Genomic DNA, 17,835 nt, shown 5'->3' with positions numbered 1-17,835 from the left:
GGTGGGCTGCTTGTGGGCCGCTCATGGGCGGTCGAGAGCGGTCATGGGCGCGGGCGGTCGTCAGTGATCGTGAGTGCGGGCGCCGGCGGTCGTGGGTGTGGGCGGTACTCACGGGGCGTCGGTCCGCGTGGCCCGCGTCCTGGTGTCAGTGCCGTGCGCCTTCCACCCCTGCCTCCAGCTCCCCGGCCATCGCCGCGCGCAACCGCAGCGTCGTGACGAGCCGCTGGAACGCCTCCGCCCAGTACCCCCCGGCTCCCGGCGACGCGTCCTCCGGTTCGTCCGGTATCGCCAGCAGGCCGTCGAGTCGGCCCGCCTCCGAGGGGTCGAGGCAGCGTTCGGCCAGACCCATGACGCCGCTGAAGCTCCACGGGTAACTGCCCGCGTCCCGGGCGATGTTGAGCGCGTCGACCACTGCCCGTCCGAGGGGCGGGGCCCACGGGACCCCGCACATGCCGAGCAGCTGGAACGCCTCGGACAGACCGTGCGTCGCGATGAACCCGGCGACCCACTCGGCCCGTTCGACGGAGCGCAGGGTGCCGAGCAGTTTGGCCCGCTCGGCCAGGGACACCGCGCCCGGCCCTCCGGCCTCGGGTGCCGTGGGTGTCCCCAGCAGAGCCCTCGCCCACGCGTTGTTCCGCTGCCGTACCGCGGCCCGGCACCACGCCGCGTGCAGGTCCCCCTGCCAGTCGTCCGCCACCGGAAGAGCGATGATCTCCTCGGGGGTACGTCCACCGAGCCGTGCCGACCAGGATCCGAGCGGGGCCGCTTCCACCAACTGGCCGAACCACCAGGACCGCTCCCCACGACCCGAGGGCGGCTTGGCGACGACGCCGTCCCGCTCCATGCCCGCGTCGCACTCGTGGGGCGCCTCGACAGCGATCACCGGAGGGTCCGGGGCGCGGTCGAGGGACACGCACGTCACGGCCCGCGCCGCCATCCGCGCGGCGAGCGCCGAACCGGGTAGTGCGGACAGCAGCTCCGCCGCCGTCGCCCGCACGTTGCGGCTGCGGTCGGCCAGCGCCTGCTCCAGGAACGGTTCGTCCGCCGGCTCCAGTCCCGTCCGCAGCGAGTCGAGGAACATCAGCCGGTCCTCGGCCCGCTCCGTCGCCCAGGTCGAGGCGAGCAACTCGCGCGCGTCCCCGGAATCGCGGGCACGCAGGGACGCCAGCAGCGCGACCCGCTCGGCGAACAGGCCCTCCTCCCAGAGCCGGCGCACCCGCTCCGTGGCATCCGGGCCCAGCAGCTCGGTGCCTCCGCCCGGCGTCGCGCGCAGGGCGAACCGCCAGTCCGGATTCAGCCGGGCCAGCCACAGGGCCCGGGGCCCCGCGAAGGCCAGCGCCGCCGGACGCAGGTCCGTACGCCCTCGCGCCGCGTCCAGCAGGGCCGGCAGCGCCTGGGGAGGTGCGGCGTAACTGCGGGCGTTCGCCGTCGCCAGCCACTGGGGCAGCAGCTCCATCAGGTCGGGGGCGGCACCCCTGCGGCCGCCGCCCCCTGCGCCGGGGCGGTCGGTGAGCAGCATCGTGAGCCGGCGGGCCGCCGCGGCCGGCAACGGCGGACGGGGGTCCTCCGGGGCAGGCTCCGGGCGCCGGGGCGCGCGGGCGGGGCGCAGTCCGGCGCGCCGGCGAACGGTCTCCGCCGCCGCGGCGTCCAGCAGCGCCGCCGGCGCACCGGGGCCGCGTTCGCAGTCCGGGGGAGTGCGGCGGTCCGTGCCGAGCAGTGCCGAGGTGACGAGTTCCTCCCAGACGCCCGGCACGGGCGCGTCCGCGGGAGCGGGTGTCCTGGTCATGAGGCCCCCTCAGGTTCCAATACGGTTGCGTGTCGTCGAGTGCCGGTTTGTCGAGTGCCGGTCTGTTGGACCCCCGGTCCGCCGAGTTCCGGCCCGTCAAGTTTTGGCCTGTCGTATTTCGGTGGGTCGGTTTCACAAGGTCGGGCGTCATCGTGTCCGGCTCCGTTCCACCCGTTCCACCCGTTCCACCCGTTTCGCTTCGTCCGGCTGCGTTTCACGGGGCGGTCAGTACAGCGGCACCGCCGGGCCGGGCCCGGTCGGCCAGGCCGTCAGTGGGGTGAAGCCCCGGTGGCCGCACTCGCCGAAGACCTTGACGGGCGCACCACCCGACAGGGCGACCAGGCGCCACAGCCCCGGGCGGTTGCCGGCCGCAGGGGCGAGGGGCAGTGCCAGATCGCCGTCGGCGTCCGCCAGCTGCCAGGAGTCGCCGTCCGGTACCGGGACGACCCGCTCCAGGGTCACCGGCACCGAATCCAGCCACGGGTCGTCACGGAGGGCCCCGCCGTAACGGATGGCCGCCTGGGACGGCGTCACCCCCCTCGGGCGTATCTCCGCCGGCGCGGGCGACGCGAACTGCCGGCCCAGAGCCGCTCGCAGCTGACCCGCGCCTGGATACGCCGTCACCTCCGCGTCCAGAGTCAGCCCCACCGGCAGTGCCGGCTCCGGGGCCCGGCCCGCGGCGCCGTAGGAGAGGAGCAGCGCGTTGCGGTCCGTCTCCTCGCCGTACAGCCAGACGCGGCGGATTGTCAGCCGCGCGTCCGAGGTGTCGTACTGGGCGAGGACGAGCCAGCGGTCCCGCACCGGGGAGCCGTCCGCGGAGGTCGGCAGGCCGACGCGTGAACGGACCGTCGCCGCCAGGCCGTCCGGCAGCCGCTCGCGGCGCAGCCAGCCCTGGTCGAGTAGGTGAAGGAGAGCGCACTCCTCCAGCAGCCTGACCGGCCAGCCGGGACCGGACGACGGTATGGCCCCCAGCTCCCGCACCCGAGAGGCCAGTCCGGAGGCCTGGGCGTCGACCATGCGGGCCGCTGTCTCCTCCCACAGCCCGTACCCCGCCTGCTCCGCGCCGGCCAGCCCGCCGCGCAGCAGGTCCGTCAGCCGCTGCTCCAACTCCGTCGCGCCCGCGGTGATCCGCCCGGCCCGCTGTTCCGCCCGGCGTCGTGCCGCCTCCGGATCACCGGGCCCGGCCGCGGCACCGGATGCGCCCGCCGCCGTCTTCTCCGCCGTGTGCTCGCGTCGTCCGGCGAGCCACTGGTCCGCCCAGTCCGGGGGCTTGGCCACCGGTACCGCGAGCTCGCCGCCGACCCACAGCAGCAACAGCCCGAGCGCGTGCTTGCACGGAAACTTGCGGCTCGGGCAACCGCACTTGTACGCGGGCCCGGACACGTCCGCGATGTCGACGACCGTCTGATACGGCCTGCTGCCGCTGCCCTTGCACAGCCCCCACACCGCCCCCTCGTCGGAACTCCCCACCTCGGACCACGGCCCGGCCGCGCCGAGCTTGCTTCCCGCTGTGCGTGACGCGGCGTCAGGCGCCAGTGCCAGCACCTGGTCCGCGGTCCAGCGCACCCCCTGCTGTGTCATGCCTCCGAAGGTAGGTCCCGCCACTGACAATCGGCCGAGACAGCGCATCCCCGCAGGTCAGAGCGATTGTCAGTGGCGTGGTGCACCGTGGGTGACAGATCGAACCGGCCGAGCTGGAGGGGGAATCAGCCATGCCTGTGTCTGTAGAACCGACGCCCACGGAACCGACGCCCACGGAACCGACGCCCACGGAACCGACGTCCGCCGAACCGACGCCCGTTGAACCGGCGTCCGCAGAAGGCGCGTCCGCCGGCCCGGGCCGGAGCGGGGCCACGGCCGGGGTGGAGGTCTTGCGGCCGCACGCCGAGAACGCTTTCGCGGCCGAACTCACCGCGCTCGCCGCGCAGGACGACCGTCCGCGCCCGGTCCGCTGGAAACTGTCGCCATGGGCCGTCGCCACCTATCTGCTCGGCGGCACTCTGCCCGACGGCACGGTGATCACCCCGAAGTACGTGGGCCCCCGCCGGATCGTCGAGGTCGCCGTCACCACGCTCGCCACCGACCGCGCCCTGCTCCTGCTGGGCGTGCCCGGCACCGCGAAGACCTGGGTTTCCGAACACCTCGCCGCAGCCGTCAGCGGCGACTCGACCCTGCTGGTTCAGGGCACCGCCGGCACCCCCGAGGAGGCCATCCGCTACGGCTGGAACTACGCGCGACTCCTGGCCCACGGCCCCAGCCGGGACGCCCTCGTGCCCAGCCCGGTGATGCGGGCCATGGCGGAGGGCATGACCGCCCGGGTGGAGGAACTGACCCGCATTCCGGCCGACGTGCAGGACACGCTCATCACGATCCTGTCGGAGAAGACCCTGCCGATACCGGAGCTGGGACAAGAGGTGCAGGCCGTCCGCGGCTTCAACCTGATCGCCACCGCCAACGACCGGGACCGCGGGGTCAACGACCTGTCCAGCGCCCTGCGCCGCCGCTTCAACACCGTGGTGCTGCCGTTGCCGGAGACCGCCGAGGCCGAGGTCGAGATCGTCTCGCGCCGAGTCGACCAGATCGGCCGCTCCCTCGACCTGCCGTCGGCGCCCGACGGCGTCGACGAGATCCGCCGGGTCGTCACCGTCTTCCGCGAGCTGCGCGACGGGCTGACGAGCGACGGGCGCACGAAGGTGAAGTCGCCCAGCGGCACGCTGTCGACGGCCGAGGCCATCTCCGTCGTGACCAACGGTCTCGCACTGGCCGCCCACTTCGGCGACGGGGTGCTGCGGCCGGGTGACGTCGCCGCGGGCATCCTCGGCGCCGTCGTCCGCGACCCGGCCGCCGACCGTGTCATCTGGCAGGAGTACCTGGAGACGGTCGTCCGCGAGCGTGACGGCTGGAAGGACTTGTACCGGGCCTGCCGGGAGGTGAGCGCGTGAACAGCATGTGGATGCGGACGCGACGCGGGACGGGTGTTTGGGCGCTCGGCTCGACGGGGGACGACGAGGACTCGACCTGGACCCGTGGGCGAGGGGGACGGCGTGACCGGCACTGACCGGACCGGCAGCGGGGGGAGTGGTGCCGGGGGCTTCGGGGGTGGACCGTGGCTGCTGGGCGTACGCCACCACGGTCCGGGATCGGCACGGGCGGTCCGGGCCGCGCTGGAGGCTGCCCGGCCGGGCATCGTGCTCATCGAAGGCCCGCCGGAGGCCGACGCCCTGATCCCGTTGGTCGCCGACGAGGACATGCGGCCGCCGGTCGCGCTCCTCGCCCACGCAGTGGACGAACCCGGTCGCTCGGCTTTCTGGCCGCTGGCCGAGTTCTCCCCGGAGTGGGTGGCCGTCCGCTGGGCCCTGGAACACGACGTGCCGGCCCGCTTCATCGACCTGCCCGCCGCGCACACGCTCGCGTGGCAGGAGGCGGAGGGCGCGGGGGAGAAGACGGAGGCGGAGCCGGGGGAGCCCGGCCCGGGCGAGGGGGACGAGTCCGGTGCCGCCTGCCCCGACGTCCGAGCCGATCCGCTCGCCGCCCTCGCCGCGGCCGCCGGCCACGACGATCCCGAGCGCTGGTGGGAGGACGTCGTCGAGCACCGGGGCACGGGGGGCGGGGACGCACTCGCGCCGTTCACGGCGCTGGAGGAGGCCATGGGGGCGCTGCGGGAGACGGAGGACGAGGGCGGGCGCGACCGTGACCTGGTGCGGGAGGCGCACATGCGGCTCCAGGTACGGGCGGCGGGGCGCGAGTTCCCCCAGGGCGTCGCCGTGGTCTGCGGGGCCTGGCACGTGCCGGCGCTTCGCCGCAAGGTCACCGTCGCCGCCGACCGGGCGCTCCTGAAGGGGCTGCCCAAGAGCAAAGTGGACATGACCTGGGTCCCCTGGACCCACCGCAGGCTCTCCCGGGCCAGTGGATACGGGGCGGGCATCGAGTCGCCGGGGTGGTACGGGCACCTGTTCGGCGCAGCGGACCGGCCGGTGGAACGCTGGCTGACCAAGGTGGCCGGCCTGCTGCGGGAGGAGGACCGGGTCGTCTCCTCGGCGCACGTCATCGAGGCGGTACGGCTGGCCGGCACCCTCGCGGCGATGCGCGGGCGTCCGCTGCCCGGACTGAGCGAGACGACGGACGCCGTGCGGGCGGTGATGTGCGAGGGCTCGGACGTGCCGCTGGCGCTGGTGCACGACCGGCTGGTGGTGGGGGACGTGCTGGGCGAGGTGCCCCAGGGGGCACCCGCGGTGCCGTTGCAGCGGGACCTCTCCCGGATCCAGCGGCGGCTGCGGCTCAAGCCGGAGGCGCGAGAGCGGGAGCTGGAGCTCGACCTGCGCAAGGAGACCGACGCGGGACGCAGCAGACTGCTGCACCGGCTGCGGCTGCTCGGCGTGGGCTGGGGGGAGCCGGCCGCCTCGCGGGGCAGCACGGGCACGTTCCGGGAGACGTGGCGGCTGCGGTGGGAGCCGGAGCTGTCGGTACGGGTCGCCGAGGCCGGGGTGTGGGGCACGACCGTGCTCGCCGCCGCGACCGCCAGGGCCGAGGCCGACGCCGTCACGGCGCGCGGCCTCGCCGATGTCACCGCGCTGGCCGAACGCTGCCTGCTGGCCGAACTGCCGGACGCGCTCGCCCCGGTCATGCGGATACTCGCCGACCGCGCCGCGCTCGACACGGACGTCGGCCACCTCGCCCAGGCCCTGCCGGCCCTCGTCCGTTCCCTGCGCTACGGCGATGTGCGCGGCACCGACACCGGCGCCCTCGCCGAGGTCGCCGCGGGCCTCGCCGAGCGGGTCTTCGTCGGTCTGCCCGCGGCCTGCACCGCACTGGACGCGGACGCGGCAGAGGAGATGCGCCGCCACGTGGACGCCGTGCACGGGGCGGTGGGCATGCTCGGTGACGCCCCCGCGCCGGGCCACGGCGACCTGCGGTCCCGCTGGCGGGCCGTACTGCGGTCCCTTTCCGCGCGGGACACCGTGCCCGGCGTCGTCCGGGGGCGCGCCGTACGGCTCCTGCTGGACGACGGTGAGCTGGTGCCGGACGAGGCGGCGCGGCTCATGGGCCTGGTGCTGTCACCGGGGACGCCACCGGCGGACGCGGCGGCATGGGTCGAGGGCTTCGTCGGCGGGGGCTCGGGCGGCGGCATGCTCCTCCTCCACGACGAGCGGCTGCTCGGCCTGATCGACGCCTGGCTGACCGGCGTACCGGCGGAGGCGTTCACGGACGTGCTGCCGTTGCTGCGGCGCACCTTCTCGGCCTATGAGCCGGGAGTGCGGCGCAGCCTCGGTGAGCTGGTCCGGCGCGGACCGGAGTGGCGGGGGAATGTGACGACGGCCGGCTCCGGAATACCCGGCTTCGCGACCACGATCGACACCGCACGCGCCGATGCCGTGCTGCCGGTCGTCCGGCTCTTGCTGGGCATGGACGCGCCGGATACGCCGGATACGCCGGACGCGCCGGATACGCCGGACGCGCCGGATACGCCGGACGCGCCGGACGCGCCGGACGCGCCGGACGCGCCGGACGCGCCGGACGCGCCGGACGCGCCGGACGCGCCGGACGCGCCGGACGCGCCGGACGCGCCGGATGTGGCGGATGTGGCGGATGTGGCGGACCCGGTGGTCGTGGCGGACGCGACCGAGGAGGCGGACGCGGCGGGCGGGGTGGATACGACCGACGCGGGCACCGGAAACGCCCGGCCCGCCGCGGGCGGCCGGCGGCCGGGTGCTGACGACGACGACCTCGTGGGGGTGGACGCATGACGACCGAGCCGGTGGAGGCCGACACGGCACAGGAACGGCTGCGGCGGTGGCGGCTCGTGCTAGGCGGCGACCCGGCCGACGGCACCGGCCACACGCTCGCGGGACCGGACGCCGCGATGGACGGGGCGCTCACCGCGCTCTACGGGAAGCGGGACACCCCACGGGCGGGGCGCGACCGTTCGGCGGGACTCGGGGCCTCCGCACCGGCCGTGGCGCGTTGGCTGGGGGACATCCGGACCTACTTCCCCTCCTCCGTCGTGCAGATCATGCAGCGGGACGCGATCGACCGGCTCGGCCTCGCCGCGCTCCTGCTGGAGCCGGAGATGCTCGAGGCCGTGGAGGCCGACGTGCACCTTGTCGGCACCCTGCTCTCCCTCAACAGGGCGATGCCGGAGACGACGAAGGAGACGGCGCGGGCCGTCGTGCGCAAGGTCGTCGAGGACCTGGAGAAGCGGCTCGCCACCCGCACCCGGGCCACCCTCACCGGCGCCCTGGACCGCAGCGCCCGGATCAGCCGGCCCCGCCACCACGACATCGACTGGAACCGCACGATCGCGGCCAACCTCAAGCACTACCTGCCCGAGTACCGGACGATCGTGCCGGAGCGGCTCATCGGTTACGGGCGGGCGTCCCGGTCCGTGAAGAAGAAGGTCGTCCTCTGTGTCGACCAGTCCGGGTCGATGGCGGCGTCGGTCGTGTACGCGTCCGTGTTCGGCGCGGTGCTGGCATCCATGCGGTCGATCGACACCCGGCTCGTCGTCTTCGACACGGCGGTCGTCGACCTCACCGATCAGCTCGACGATCCGGTCGACGTGCTCTTCGGCACCCAGCTCGGCGGCGGCACGGACATCAACCGCGCGCTCGCGTACTGCCAGTCGCAGATCACCCGGCCCACGGAGACGGTGGTCGTGCTGATCAGCGACCTGTACGAGGGAGGCATACGGGACGAGATGCTCAAGAGGGTCGCGGCGATGAAGGCGGCGGGGGTGCAGTTCGTGACGCTGCTGGCGCTGTCCGACGAGGGAGCGCCCGCGTACGACCGGGAACACGCGGCGGCGCTCGCCGCGCTGGACGCGCCGGCCTTCGCCTGCACGCCCGATCTCTTCCCGGAGGTGATGGCGGCGGCGATCGAGAAGCGGCCGCTGCCGATACCGGACGCCGGGTGATGATCCGACGATCGGAGGCGGCCTGATTCCTGTCAGGGAGCGGGCCTCACCGGGTCGACAGTCCGCCCGGCGAGGCCCCCGCCGGGGGACAGGCCCCTCCCGGGTGAGGCCTGTCCCCGGTCCACGGAGCTGCCTCGGCCAGGCCCCCGCCCGCCCCTCACGCCCGGCACCCCGTGCCAGTGAGCGCGGCATCATGTGACAGGCATCACCGCTCAGGTGTGACCCACGATTTAGAGACCCCTCGCAAGCGGCGATAACCTGCGAGATGGACATGCCGCGCGCTCGGACACCGTGTGCGCCCCCCTTGTGACTCACAGCGGACGTCACGTTGCCCTTCGCGGCACGCCCACGCATCCAACGAACCACGAGATCACTGATAGGGACGGAAGCGCGTGGACCTGTTCGAGTACCAGGCGAGGGACCTCTTCGCCAAGCACGATGTACCGGTGCTGGCCGGTGAAGTCATCGACACGCCTGAGGCGGCGCGCGAGATCACCGAGCGCCTGGGCGGCAAGTCCGTCGTCAAGGCGCAGGTGAAGGTCGGTGGTCGTGGCAAGGCCGGTGGTGTGAAGCTGGCAGCCTCCGCGGACGAGGCCGTCGCACGGGCGACGGACATCCTCGGCATGGACATCAAGGGCCACACGGTCCACAAGGTGATGCTGGCCGAGACCGCCCCGGAGATCGTCGAGGAGTACTACGTCTCCTTCCTCCTCGACCGTGCCAACCGCACCTTCCTCTCCATCGCCTCCGTCGAGGGCGGCGTGGAGATCGAGGAGGTGGCGGCCACCCGTCCGGAGGCCGTCGCCAAGACGCCGATCGACGCGATCGACGGCGTGACGCCCGAGAAGGCGCGCGAGATCGTCGAGACCGCGAAGTTCCCGGCCGAGGTCGCCGACAAGGTCGCCGACATCCTCGTCAAGCTGTGGGACACCTTCATCAAGGAGGACGCCCTCCTGGTCGAGGTCAACCCGCTGGCCAAGGTCGTCTCCGGCGACGTCATCGCCCTCGACGGCAAGGTGTCGCTCGACGACAACGCCGAGTTCCGTCACCCCGACTTCGAGGCCCTCCACGACAAGGCCGCGGCCAACCCGCTCGAGGCCGCCGCCAAGGAGAAGAACCTCAACTACGTCAAGCTCGACGGCGAGGTCGGCATCATCGGCAACGGCGCGGGTCTCGTCATGAGCACCCTGGACGTCGTCGCGTACGCCGGTGAGGCGCACGGCAACGTCAAGCCCGCCAACTTCCTGGACATCGGTGGCGGTGCCTCCGCCCAGGTGATGGCGAACGGCCTGGAGATCATTCTCGGCGACCCGGACGTCCGTTCCGTGTTCGTCAACGTCTTCGGCGGCATCACCGCCTGCGACGAGGTCGCCAACGGCATCGTCCAGGCGCTGAAGCTCCTGGAGGACCGCGGCGAGAAGGTCGAGAAGCCGCTCGTCGTCCGCCTCGACGGCAACAACGCCGAGCTGGGCCGCAAGATCCTCACCGACGCCAACCACCCGCTGGTCCAGCGCGTCGACACCATGGACGGCGCGGCCGACAAGGCCGCCGAGCTGGCCCACGCCGCCAAGTAAGCACTCAGGACGAGGACACCAACACACCATGGCTATCTGGCTCAACAAGGACAGCAAGGTCATCGTCCAGGGCATGACCGGTGCCACCGGCATGAAGCACACCAAGCTCATGCTGGGTGACGGCACCAACGTCGTGGGCGGCGTCAACCCGCGCAAGGCGGGTCAGTCCGTGGACTTCGACGGCAACGAGGTACCGGTCTTCGGCACCGTCAAGGAGGCCATCGAGAAGACCGGCGCCAACGTCTCCGTCATCTTCGTGCCGGAGAAGTTCACCAAGGACGCCGTCGTCGAGGCGATCGACGCCGAGATCCCACTGGCCGTCGTGATCACCGAGGGCATCGCCGTGCACGACTCGGCGTCCTTCTGGTCGTACGCCGGCAAGAAGGGCAACAAGACCCGGATCGTCGGCCCGAACTGCCCCGGCATCATCACGCCGGGCCAGTCCAACGTCGGCATCATCCCGGGCGACATCACCAAGCCGGGCCGCATCGGTCTGGTCTCGAAGTCCGGCACGCTGACGTACCAGATGATGTACGAGCTGCGTGACATCGGCTTCTCGACCGCCGTCGGTATCGGTGGCGACCCGATCATCGGCACGACGCACATCGACGCGCTCGCCGCGTTCGAGGCCGACCCCGAGACCGACCTGATCGTCATGATCGGTGAGATCGGTGGCGACGCCGAGGAGCGTGCGGCCGAGTTCGTCAAGGCCAACGTGACCAAGCCGGTCGTCGGTTACGTCGCCGGCTTCACCGCGCCCGAGGGCAAGACCATGGGCCACGCCGGCGCCATCGTCTCCGGTTCGTCCGGCACCGCCCAGGCGAAGAAGGAGGCCCTGGAGGCCGCCGGTGTCAAGGTCGGCAAGACGCCGACCGAGACGGCGAAGCTCGCCCGCGCCATCCTCGCCGGCTGACGCACCTCGCCGGCTGACACACCTCGTCGGCTGACGCACCTCGTCGGCTGACGCACCTCGTCGGCCGAGTACCTTTCCGGCCGATCCGGTACGCCGAGTGGCCCGCCCTGTTCACGGGGGCGGGCCACTCGGCGTACGGCATGTCGGGCGAGTCCGGCCGGGTCATTCGAGCCGGGGCGTCAGCCGCTCCGGTCCGTCCTGCAGCTGGTCCCGCAGCTTCTGCCGCAGCTCCAGCTGTTCGTCCGACAGGGCCCCCGGCGCCACCCGGGGCGGCACCCCGCGCACCGTCTCCCCCGGGGACACGGGCGGTTCGTAGTGCGTGGGCGAGGTGCGCAGGGTCAGGGCCGTGCTCCCGATCAGGGCGACCGTGAAGGCGATCGCGGCCCGGGTCCAGAACCGCGCCCGGCGCTCGCTGCCCAGCCGCACCGTCGGTGGCCTGCCCGCCCGCAGCCGTTCGTTCGACGCCAGTTCCGCCAGCCGCCGGTGCAGCACCCGGGGGTCGGCCAGCTCGGGGAGCCGGTCGGCGACGGCCTCACGGGCGCGCAGGAGCCGGTTCGCCGCCGCAGGAGTGCTCGCCTCCGTCTCCGCGGCCGTCTCCGGCAGGTCCAGGCCCACACCGTCGTACAGCACGAGCGTGCGGCGGTGCGGTGCGGGGAGTCTGAGGAGAGTGTTCAGCAAGGTGCGGTCGCCGGGGTCGGCGGGCGGCGGCTCCGGATGCCGGTGGCGCAGCCGGAACCGCTGCCAGGGCGAGAGCGCGAACTCGTACGCCGTCGCCCGCACCCAGCCCACCGGGTCGCGGTCGCGGGCCACCTCGGGCCAGTGCTCCCAGGCGGCTTGGAAGGCACGCTCCACCGACTCGCGCGCCAGCTCGCGGCGGCCGGTCAGCAGGAACGTCTGCCGTACGAGGGCGGAGGCGCTGAAATCGTAGAGCGCGTCGAAAGCCTGAACGGGTGTCAAGGCGACGGTGCCGGGCCTTGGCGCGGGGCACGGATCCGGTCCCGACTCCTGTTCAGCCGCTCGCGTTCCCGTTCCCGTTCCCGTTCCCGCGGCCGCTTCCGCCGCTTCCGCCGCTTCCGCCGCTTCCGACGCCGGCTCCGCCTCCGTGTCCGCCTCCTCCCCCGCCTCCGCCTCGGGTTCCGGCTCCCACGGGGCCAGTGGCTTCGCGGGGAGTACGAGGCTGTCGACGGCCTTCTCGGAGATGCGCGCCGACCCGGCGCCGACGGCCACGACGACGACGGGTACCGGCTCCGGCTGTCGCGCCGTAGTCTCCCGGGCGAGGGCGTTCAGCAGTTCCGCGTACGCCTCCCGTTTCCGGCCGCGCGGAGTCGTGCGGCCGCTCTCCCACGCACGGACCGTCCCGCGGGTGACACCCACCCGTTCCGCGAGTTGAGCCTGCGTCAGGGCAGCGGCCTCACGCAGGCGTCGGCGTGCCTTGGGAGGAGGGAGCGGGGTGGCGGGACTCCGCGTCACAGGGCACTCCTTCGTACGAAAAAGTACATAAACATATATTGGGCGACACATCGGACGTTCGCCTGTTACGCCGGGAAAGCGCGTGTCGTTGGGAGCATGGCGGGCGTGATCCAGACGACCGTTCGCCGAGCCCCGCTGTCCCTGCTGCGCACCCGCTGGCGCGACCGGTCGCCCGGGCTGGCCGCCGGGCTTGTGGGCGGCGCGCTCGCGGCGGGACTGGGACTGGCGTCGTACGCCGTGCTCGTGACGGTGCTGTGGACCAGTTCGCCGTACCCCGACAACGGACCCGGCGGTGCCCTGCGCGTCGCCGCGGCGCTGTGGGTGCTGGCGCACGGAGCCGAACTGGTCCGTGCCGACACGCTCTCCGGCGGCTCCGCGCCCGTCGGTGTCACGCCGTTGCTGCTGCTTCTGCTTCCGGTGTGGCTGCTGCACCGGGCGGCCCGGGACGCCACGGATCCGGGGGGCGGCGTGGGGTTGGTCGTAGGGGCGGGTGCGGGTGTGGGGATGGGCGTGGGGGCGGAGTCCGGGGCACGCCCGGGCGGGGGCGGCACCCTTCCGGACAGCGGGCCGCCGCCCGTCTCCGCGCGCATCGCCTGGGCGGGCGTGGTGCTCGGTTACCTCGGCGTCGCCGTGCCCGTCGTGCTGTACTCGGCGGGTGCGGCGCTGCGGCCCTCATGGTGGGCGGTGGTGTGGCTGCCGGTGGTGGCCATGGGCGCGGCGGGCGCGGGCGTGTGGACGGCGTTCGGCCGTCCGGGCGGGCCGGTGGGACGGGCGCTGGGGGTGCTGCCCCGGAGCGTGCGGGAGCTGGTGGTGGAGCCGGACGCGCGCCTGGGCGCCGCGACGCGCGCCGCGGGCGCCGGTGCGGCGGTCCTTGTCGGAGGCGGGGCGCTGCTGCTCGCGGTGTCGCTGGTGTGGCACGGAGTCGCCGCCCGGGACGCCTTCCTGCAGCTGACCGAGGGATGGTCGGGACACTTCGCCGTGCTGCTGCTCTGTCTGACGCTGGTGCCGAACGCGGCGGTGTGGGCGGCGGCGTACGCCCTCGGCCCCGGATTCGCGCTCGGCGCCGGGCATGTGGTCGACCCCTTCTCCTCCGCCCCCGCGCCGTTGCTGCCGCCGTTCCCGCTGCTGGCGGCGGTGCCGGACGCGGACCCGGGTACGCCGCTGCACTGGGTGGCCGGGCTGGTGCCGCTGGCGGCTGGGGTGGTGGTGGGGTGGTTCACGGCGCGGGCGGCGACCGGGGCGGACCCGGGCGCCGCGGAGGCCGCCGTGGCGTGGTCGTGGTGGCGGACCGTCGGGGCCGCCGCCCTGGCCGCCGTGCTGTGCGCGGTTCTCCTCGCCCTGCTGGCCGCGCTGGCGGGTGGGCCGCTCGGAGGTGGCGCCCTGGCCCGGTTCGGGCCGGTGTGGTGGCAGGCCGGGGGCGCGACGCTGGCGTGGGTCACCGTGGTGGCGGTGCCGGTGGCGGTGGGCGCGCGGGTGTGGTGGGGCCGGGGGAGGGGCGCTGCCGCCGTTCCGGCGCAGGCGGGGGAGGCCCGGGGTGTGCCGCCCGGCGCCGGTGGGCGTCGGTGGGCACGGGCCGTCCTGTCCTCGGCGGGACAGTGGCGGGGCCGGGCGAAGGCGGGCCCCGCCGGTGGTGGCCCTGAACAGGCCACGCCCTCGGACGCCGGACGCCGGACGGGCTGAGCCGCCCGGCACCAGGAAGTCGACGTCAGGAAGTCGACGTCAGGAAGCCGACGTCGACAGGTCGACGTCAGGAAGCCGACGTCGACAGGTCGACGTCAGGAAGCCGACGTCGATAGGCCGACGTCAGTCCTCCGTGCCCAGCAGGTCCCGGAGCTGTTCCGGGAGGTGGGTCTCGCAGGACTGTTTCGCCTGGTTGGTCAGGGCGTCGTTCCGGCAGGTGTAGTAGTCGTTGTAGATCAGCTGGGCGCTGAAGGACGCGGCTACCAGGACGATGGCCAGGGAGGACGTGACCAGGCCGCTGATCGCGGCGGTGCGCTGCGGGCGGCCGGTCTGCGCCGCGGGCGGGGCCGGGGCGTCCGGGTCGGCGGCGGCGCGGGGCTTGGCGCGCAGCGCGCTGATGCCCCAGTACAGGGCGAGCGCACCGAGCAGCAGCGCCACGTACGGCCAGGTGAAGAGCGCGAAGAAGAGCGCCCACATGCCGCTCAGCAGGGCATAGCGGGCACGCCGCTGGGTGGGATCCGTCGGGTCCCAGCGCTGACCGGTGTTACCGCCCGACCCCTCGGGGCCGGAACCGGACGTGCCGGGCCGCTCGCCGAAGCCGCCGGGGGAGCGGCCCGGCTGCCGGTCGCTCCACTGCCGGCCCCACGGCGAACGTCCGCCGCCGCCCTGGGAATCACCCTGGGAATCACCGTCGTCACCCGTCGGGGGCCGAGGCTGCCAGGGGCGGTCCGGCGAGCCCTCCGGGGGCGGTGCGAACGGATTGTCCTTGTCGGTGGCGCCGTCCCGATCGCCGCCGTTCGTCCCGTCCGAGGGGGTGTCGGGCGGTGAGGAGGGGCGCTCCCGCAGCAACACGGTGCTGCGCTCCCCTGGCTGTGCCGACTGCTGGGGGAGCGTGAGCAGTCGCAGGCTGCGGTCCGGCATCAAGTGAGCGTCTTCCCCTTGGCGATAAGGAACGGGCGAACTGGTCGGCACGACTGGTGAACGCGTGACGCGCGAGTCGCGTTCCCGGTCCGGCTCCACGCAGACGCTACCTTCCGGCCACGCCCCCGTCCCGAGGGGGCCGCCCGGTGTGCCGGTATCGTTGCTGACGGTCGGCCGCTTCGTAGACTTCCCCGTATTCGGGGGCGCGAAGCATTCGTACGACCACACAAACAGACGAACGCACAAAATCGTACAGACATGAAGTGAAGGTCGATGTCTGGACGAATGTACGGAAACCGACCCGCACAGACCCGCTCCCCGAGAAAGGCCCCCACCGTGGCCGCCAAGCCCGTGGCCCAGCGAGCCAAGCGCCTCGTCGTGCTGGTCTCCGGATCCGGCACCAACCTGCAGGCGCTCCTCGACGGGATCGCCACCACCGGCGTCGAGGCCTACGGGGCCGAGATCGTCGCCGTCGGCGCCGACCGCGACGGCATCGAAGGACTCGCCCGCGCCGAGCGCGCCGGGCTGCCGACCTTCGTACGAAAGGTCAAGGACTACGGGAGTCGCCCGGAGTGGGACGCGGCGCTCGCCGAGGCCGTCGCCGCCCACGAGCCGGACCTCGTGGTCTCGGCCGGGTTCATGAAGATCGTGGGCAAGGAGTTCCTGGCCCGCTTCGGGGGGCGGTTCGTCAACACCCACCCCGCCCTCCTCCCCAGCTTCCCGGGGGCCCACGGGGTGCGGGACGCGCTCGCGTACGGCGCCAGGGTCACCGGCTGCACCGTCCACTTCGTCGACGACGGCGTCGACACCGGGCCGATCATCGCGCAGGGCGTGGTGGAGATCCGGAACGAGGACGACGAGAGCGCTCTGCACGAGCGCATCAAGGAAGTCGAGCGAAGGCTGCTCGTCGATGTCGTGGGGCTGCTCGCCCGCAACGGCTATCGCATTGAGGGACGAAAGGTAGTTATCCAGTGACCGCCACCGCCGGAAGCAACAAGCGGGCCATCCGTCGCGCGCTCGTCAGCGTCTACGACAAGACCGGGCTCGAGGACCTCGCCCGCGGGCTCCACGAGGCCGGCGTCGAACTCGTCTCCACCGGATCCACGGCCGGCCGCATCTCCGCCGCCGGTGTCCCCGTCACCAGGGTCGAGGAGCTCACCGGCTTCCCCGAGTGCCTGGACGGCCGCGTCAAGACCCTGCACCCCAAGGTGCACGCCGGCATCCTCGCCGACCTGCGCCTGGACAGCCACCGCCGGCAGCTCGGCGAGCTGGGCGTGGAGCCGTTCGACCTGGTCGTGGTCAACCTCTACCCGTTCCGCGAGACCGTAGCCTCGGGCGCCACCCCCGACGAGTGCGTCGAGCAGATCGACATCGGCGGCCCGTCGATGGTCCGCGCCGCCGCCAAGAACCACCCGTCCGTGGCCGTCGTCACCAGCCCCGCCCGCTACGCCGACGTGCTCTCCGCCGCGCAGGACGGCGGCTTCGACCTCGCCGCACGCAAGCGGCTGGCCGCCGAGGCCTTCCAGCACACCGCCGCGTACGACGTGGCCGTCGCCTCCTGGTTCGCCTCCGAGTACGCCCCCGTGGACGAGTCGCGGTTCCCCGACTTCCTCGGCGCCACGTACGACCGCGCCCACACCCTGCGCTACGGCGAGAACCCGCACCAGCCCGCCGCGCTCTACACCTCCCCCGAGGGTGGTGGCCTCGCGGTGGCCGAGCAGTTGCACGGCAAGGAGATGTCGTACAACAACTACACGGACACGGACGCCGCCCGCCGTGCCGCGTACGACCACGACGAGCCGTGTGTCGCGATCATCAAGCACGCCAACCCGTGCGGCATCGCGGTCGGCGCGGACGTCGCCGATGCCCACCGCAAGGCGCACGCCTGCGATCCGCTGTCCGCGTTCGGCGGCGTGATCGCGGTCAACCGCCCGGTGTCCAAGGAGATGGCCGAGCAGGTCGCCGAGATCTTCACCGAGGTCATCGTCGCGCCGGACTACGAGGACGGCGCGCTCGAGGCCCTCACCAAGAAGAAGAACATCCGCGTGCTGCGCGCCCCCGAGGCCCCCGCCGCCCCGGTCGAGGTCAAGCCCATCGACGGCGGCGCCCTCCTCCAGGTCACCGACCGCCTCCAGGCCGAGGGCGACGACCCCGCCACCTGGACGCTGGCCACCGGCGAGGCACTCTCTCCGTCGGACCTGGCCGACCTGGCCTTCGCCTGGAAGGCGTGCAGGGCCGTCAAGTCCAACGCGATCCTCCTCGCCAAGGACGGCGCCTCCGTCGGCGTCGGCATGGGCCAGGTCAACCGGGTCGACTCCGCGAAGCTCGCGGTGGAGCGGGCGGGCGCCGAGCGCGCGCAGGGCGCGTACGCCGCGTCCGACGCCTTCTTCCCCTTCCCGGACGGCCTGGAGATCCTCACCGAGGCCGGTGTGAAGGCCGTGGTCCAGCCAGGCGGCTCGGTCCGCGACGAGCTGGTCGTCGAGGCGGCGAAGAAGGCCGGCGTGACGATGTACTTCACGGGGACGCGGCACTTCTTCCACTGACGCCGAGCTCGAGCCCTCGCGGTACGCGTTGACCGCGA

12 protein-coding genes are annotated in these 17,835 nt (G+C 73.3%); 8 read left to right on the top strand and 4 right to left on the bottom strand.

Features of this window, described 5'->3' with window-relative positions:
- Positions 1-145 precede the first annotated feature (145 nt).
- Positions 146-1,786, bottom strand: coding sequence for a DUF5691 domain-containing protein (locus ABEA26_RS01805; protein WP_345588498.1), 1,641 nt, complete (start codon positions 1,784-1,786; stop codon positions 146-148).
- A 225-nt stretch (positions 1,787-2,011) separates the two neighbouring features.
- Complete coding sequence (locus ABEA26_RS01800; RefSeq protein WP_345588496.1) at positions 2,012-3,367, bottom strand: SWIM zinc finger family protein; 1,356 nt, start codon at positions 3,365-3,367, stop codon at positions 2,012-2,014.
- A 131-nt stretch (positions 3,368-3,498) separates the two neighbouring features.
- Between ABEA26_RS01800 and ABEA26_RS01795 the strand changes: the two genes are divergently transcribed.
- The 5 genes from ABEA26_RS01795 to sucD all read left to right on the top strand — a co-directional run bounded on the left by ABEA26_RS01795 (position 3,499) and on the right by sucD (position 11,183).
- Positions 3,499-4,728 (top strand): ATP-binding protein, encoded by a 1,230-nt coding sequence (locus ABEA26_RS01795; protein WP_345588494.1) that lies wholly within the window; start codon positions 3,499-3,501, stop codon positions 4,726-4,728.
- Between the two features lie 102 nt (positions 4,729-4,830).
- Positions 4,831-7,530: a DUF5682 family protein gene (locus tag ABEA26_RS01790; protein ID WP_345588492.1), complete on the top strand. Its 2,700-nt coding sequence runs from the start codon at positions 4,831-4,833 to the stop codon at positions 7,528-7,530.
- Positions 7,527-8,696, top strand: coding sequence for a VWA domain-containing protein (locus ABEA26_RS01785; RefSeq protein WP_345588490.1), 1,170 nt, complete (start codon positions 7,527-7,529; stop codon positions 8,694-8,696). Before ABEA26_RS01790 ends, ABEA26_RS01785 begins: the two co-directional genes overlap by 4 nt.
- Positions 8,697-9,088: 392 nt before the next feature.
- Positions 9,089-10,270 (top strand): ADP-forming succinate--CoA ligase subunit beta, encoded by a 1,182-nt coding sequence (gene sucC, locus ABEA26_RS01780; protein ID WP_345588488.1) that lies wholly within the window; start codon positions 9,089-9,091, stop codon positions 10,268-10,270.
- 28 nt (positions 10,271-10,298) lie between these two features.
- Positions 10,299-11,183: a succinate--CoA ligase subunit alpha gene (gene sucD, locus ABEA26_RS01775; protein ID WP_345588486.1), complete on the top strand. Its 885-nt coding sequence runs from the start codon at positions 10,299-10,301 to the stop codon at positions 11,181-11,183.
- Between the two features lie 162 nt (positions 11,184-11,345).
- On the opposite strand, the gene ABEA26_RS01770 is transcribed toward sucD, so the two are convergent.
- Entirely contained in the window at positions 11,346-12,653 is a 1,308-nt protein-coding gene (locus ABEA26_RS01770; protein ID WP_345588484.1) for a helix-turn-helix domain-containing protein, read from the bottom strand.
- Between the two features lie 96 nt (positions 12,654-12,749).
- On the opposite strand from ABEA26_RS01770, the gene ABEA26_RS01765 reads away from it, so the two are divergent.
- A complete protein-coding gene (locus tag ABEA26_RS01765; RefSeq protein WP_345588482.1) occupies positions 12,750-14,333 on the top strand; it encodes a cell division protein PerM in 1,584 nt (527 codons plus the stop codon).
- 123 nt (positions 14,334-14,456) lie between these two features.
- Here the strand turns inward: ABEA26_RS01765 and ABEA26_RS01760 are convergent, their stop codons facing one another.
- Positions 14,457-15,254 carry a hypothetical protein gene (locus tag ABEA26_RS01760; RefSeq protein WP_345588480.1) on the bottom strand — a complete coding sequence of 266 codons (798 nt, stop codon included), beginning with the start codon at positions 15,252-15,254 and terminating at the stop codon, positions 14,457-14,459.
- 336 nt (positions 15,255-15,590) lie between these two features.
- Here ABEA26_RS01760 and purN point away from each other — a divergent pair, with 336 nt between their 5' ends.
- Complete coding sequence (gene purN / locus ABEA26_RS01755; protein ID WP_345588478.1) at positions 15,591-16,229, top strand: phosphoribosylglycinamide formyltransferase; 639 nt, start codon at positions 15,591-15,593, stop codon at positions 16,227-16,229.
- Positions 16,226-17,797 (top strand): bifunctional phosphoribosylaminoimidazolecarboxamide formyltransferase/IMP cyclohydrolase, encoded by a 1,572-nt coding sequence (gene purH, locus ABEA26_RS01750; RefSeq protein WP_345588476.1) that lies wholly within the window; start codon positions 16,226-16,228, stop codon positions 17,795-17,797. Before purN ends, purH begins: the two co-directional genes overlap by 4 nt.
- Positions 17,798-17,835 lie beyond the last annotated feature (38 nt).

This window comes from Streptomyces marokkonensis (assembly GCF_039539045.1).
Lineage (GTDB): Bacteria > Actinomycetota > Actinomycetes > Streptomycetales > Streptomycetaceae > Streptomyces > Streptomyces marokkonensis.
The sequence above is the reverse complement of the archived record's forward strand: the minus strand, read 5'-3'. Positions and strand labels throughout refer to the sequence as shown.

Bases quoted from the DNA above. Each gene is read 5' to 3' on its own strand.
- ABEA26_RS01765 (WP_345588482.1), top strand. From the start codon at position 12,750: ATGGCGGGCGTGATCCAGACGACCGTTCGCCGAGCCCCGCTGTCCCTG.
- ABEA26_RS01805 (WP_345588498.1), bottom strand. From the start codon at position 1,786: ATGACCAGGACACCCGCTCCCGCGGACGCGCCCGTGCCGGGCGTCTGG.
- ABEA26_RS01800 (WP_345588496.1), bottom strand. From the start codon at position 3,367: ATGACACAGCAGGGGGTGCGCTGGACCGCGGACCAGGTGCTGGCACTG.
- sucD (WP_345588486.1), top strand. From the start codon at position 10,299: ATGGCTATCTGGCTCAACAAGGACAGCAAGGTCATCGTCCAGGGCATG.
- ABEA26_RS01785 (WP_345588490.1), top strand. From the start codon at position 7,527: ATGACGACCGAGCCGGTGGAGGCCGACACGGCACAGGAACGGCTGCGG.
- ABEA26_RS01760 (WP_345588480.1), bottom strand. From the start codon at position 15,254: ATGCCGGACCGCAGCCTGCGACTGCTCACGCTCCCCCAGCAGTCGGCA.
- ABEA26_RS01795 (WP_345588494.1), top strand. From the start codon at position 3,499: ATGCCTGTGTCTGTAGAACCGACGCCCACGGAACCGACGCCCACGGAA.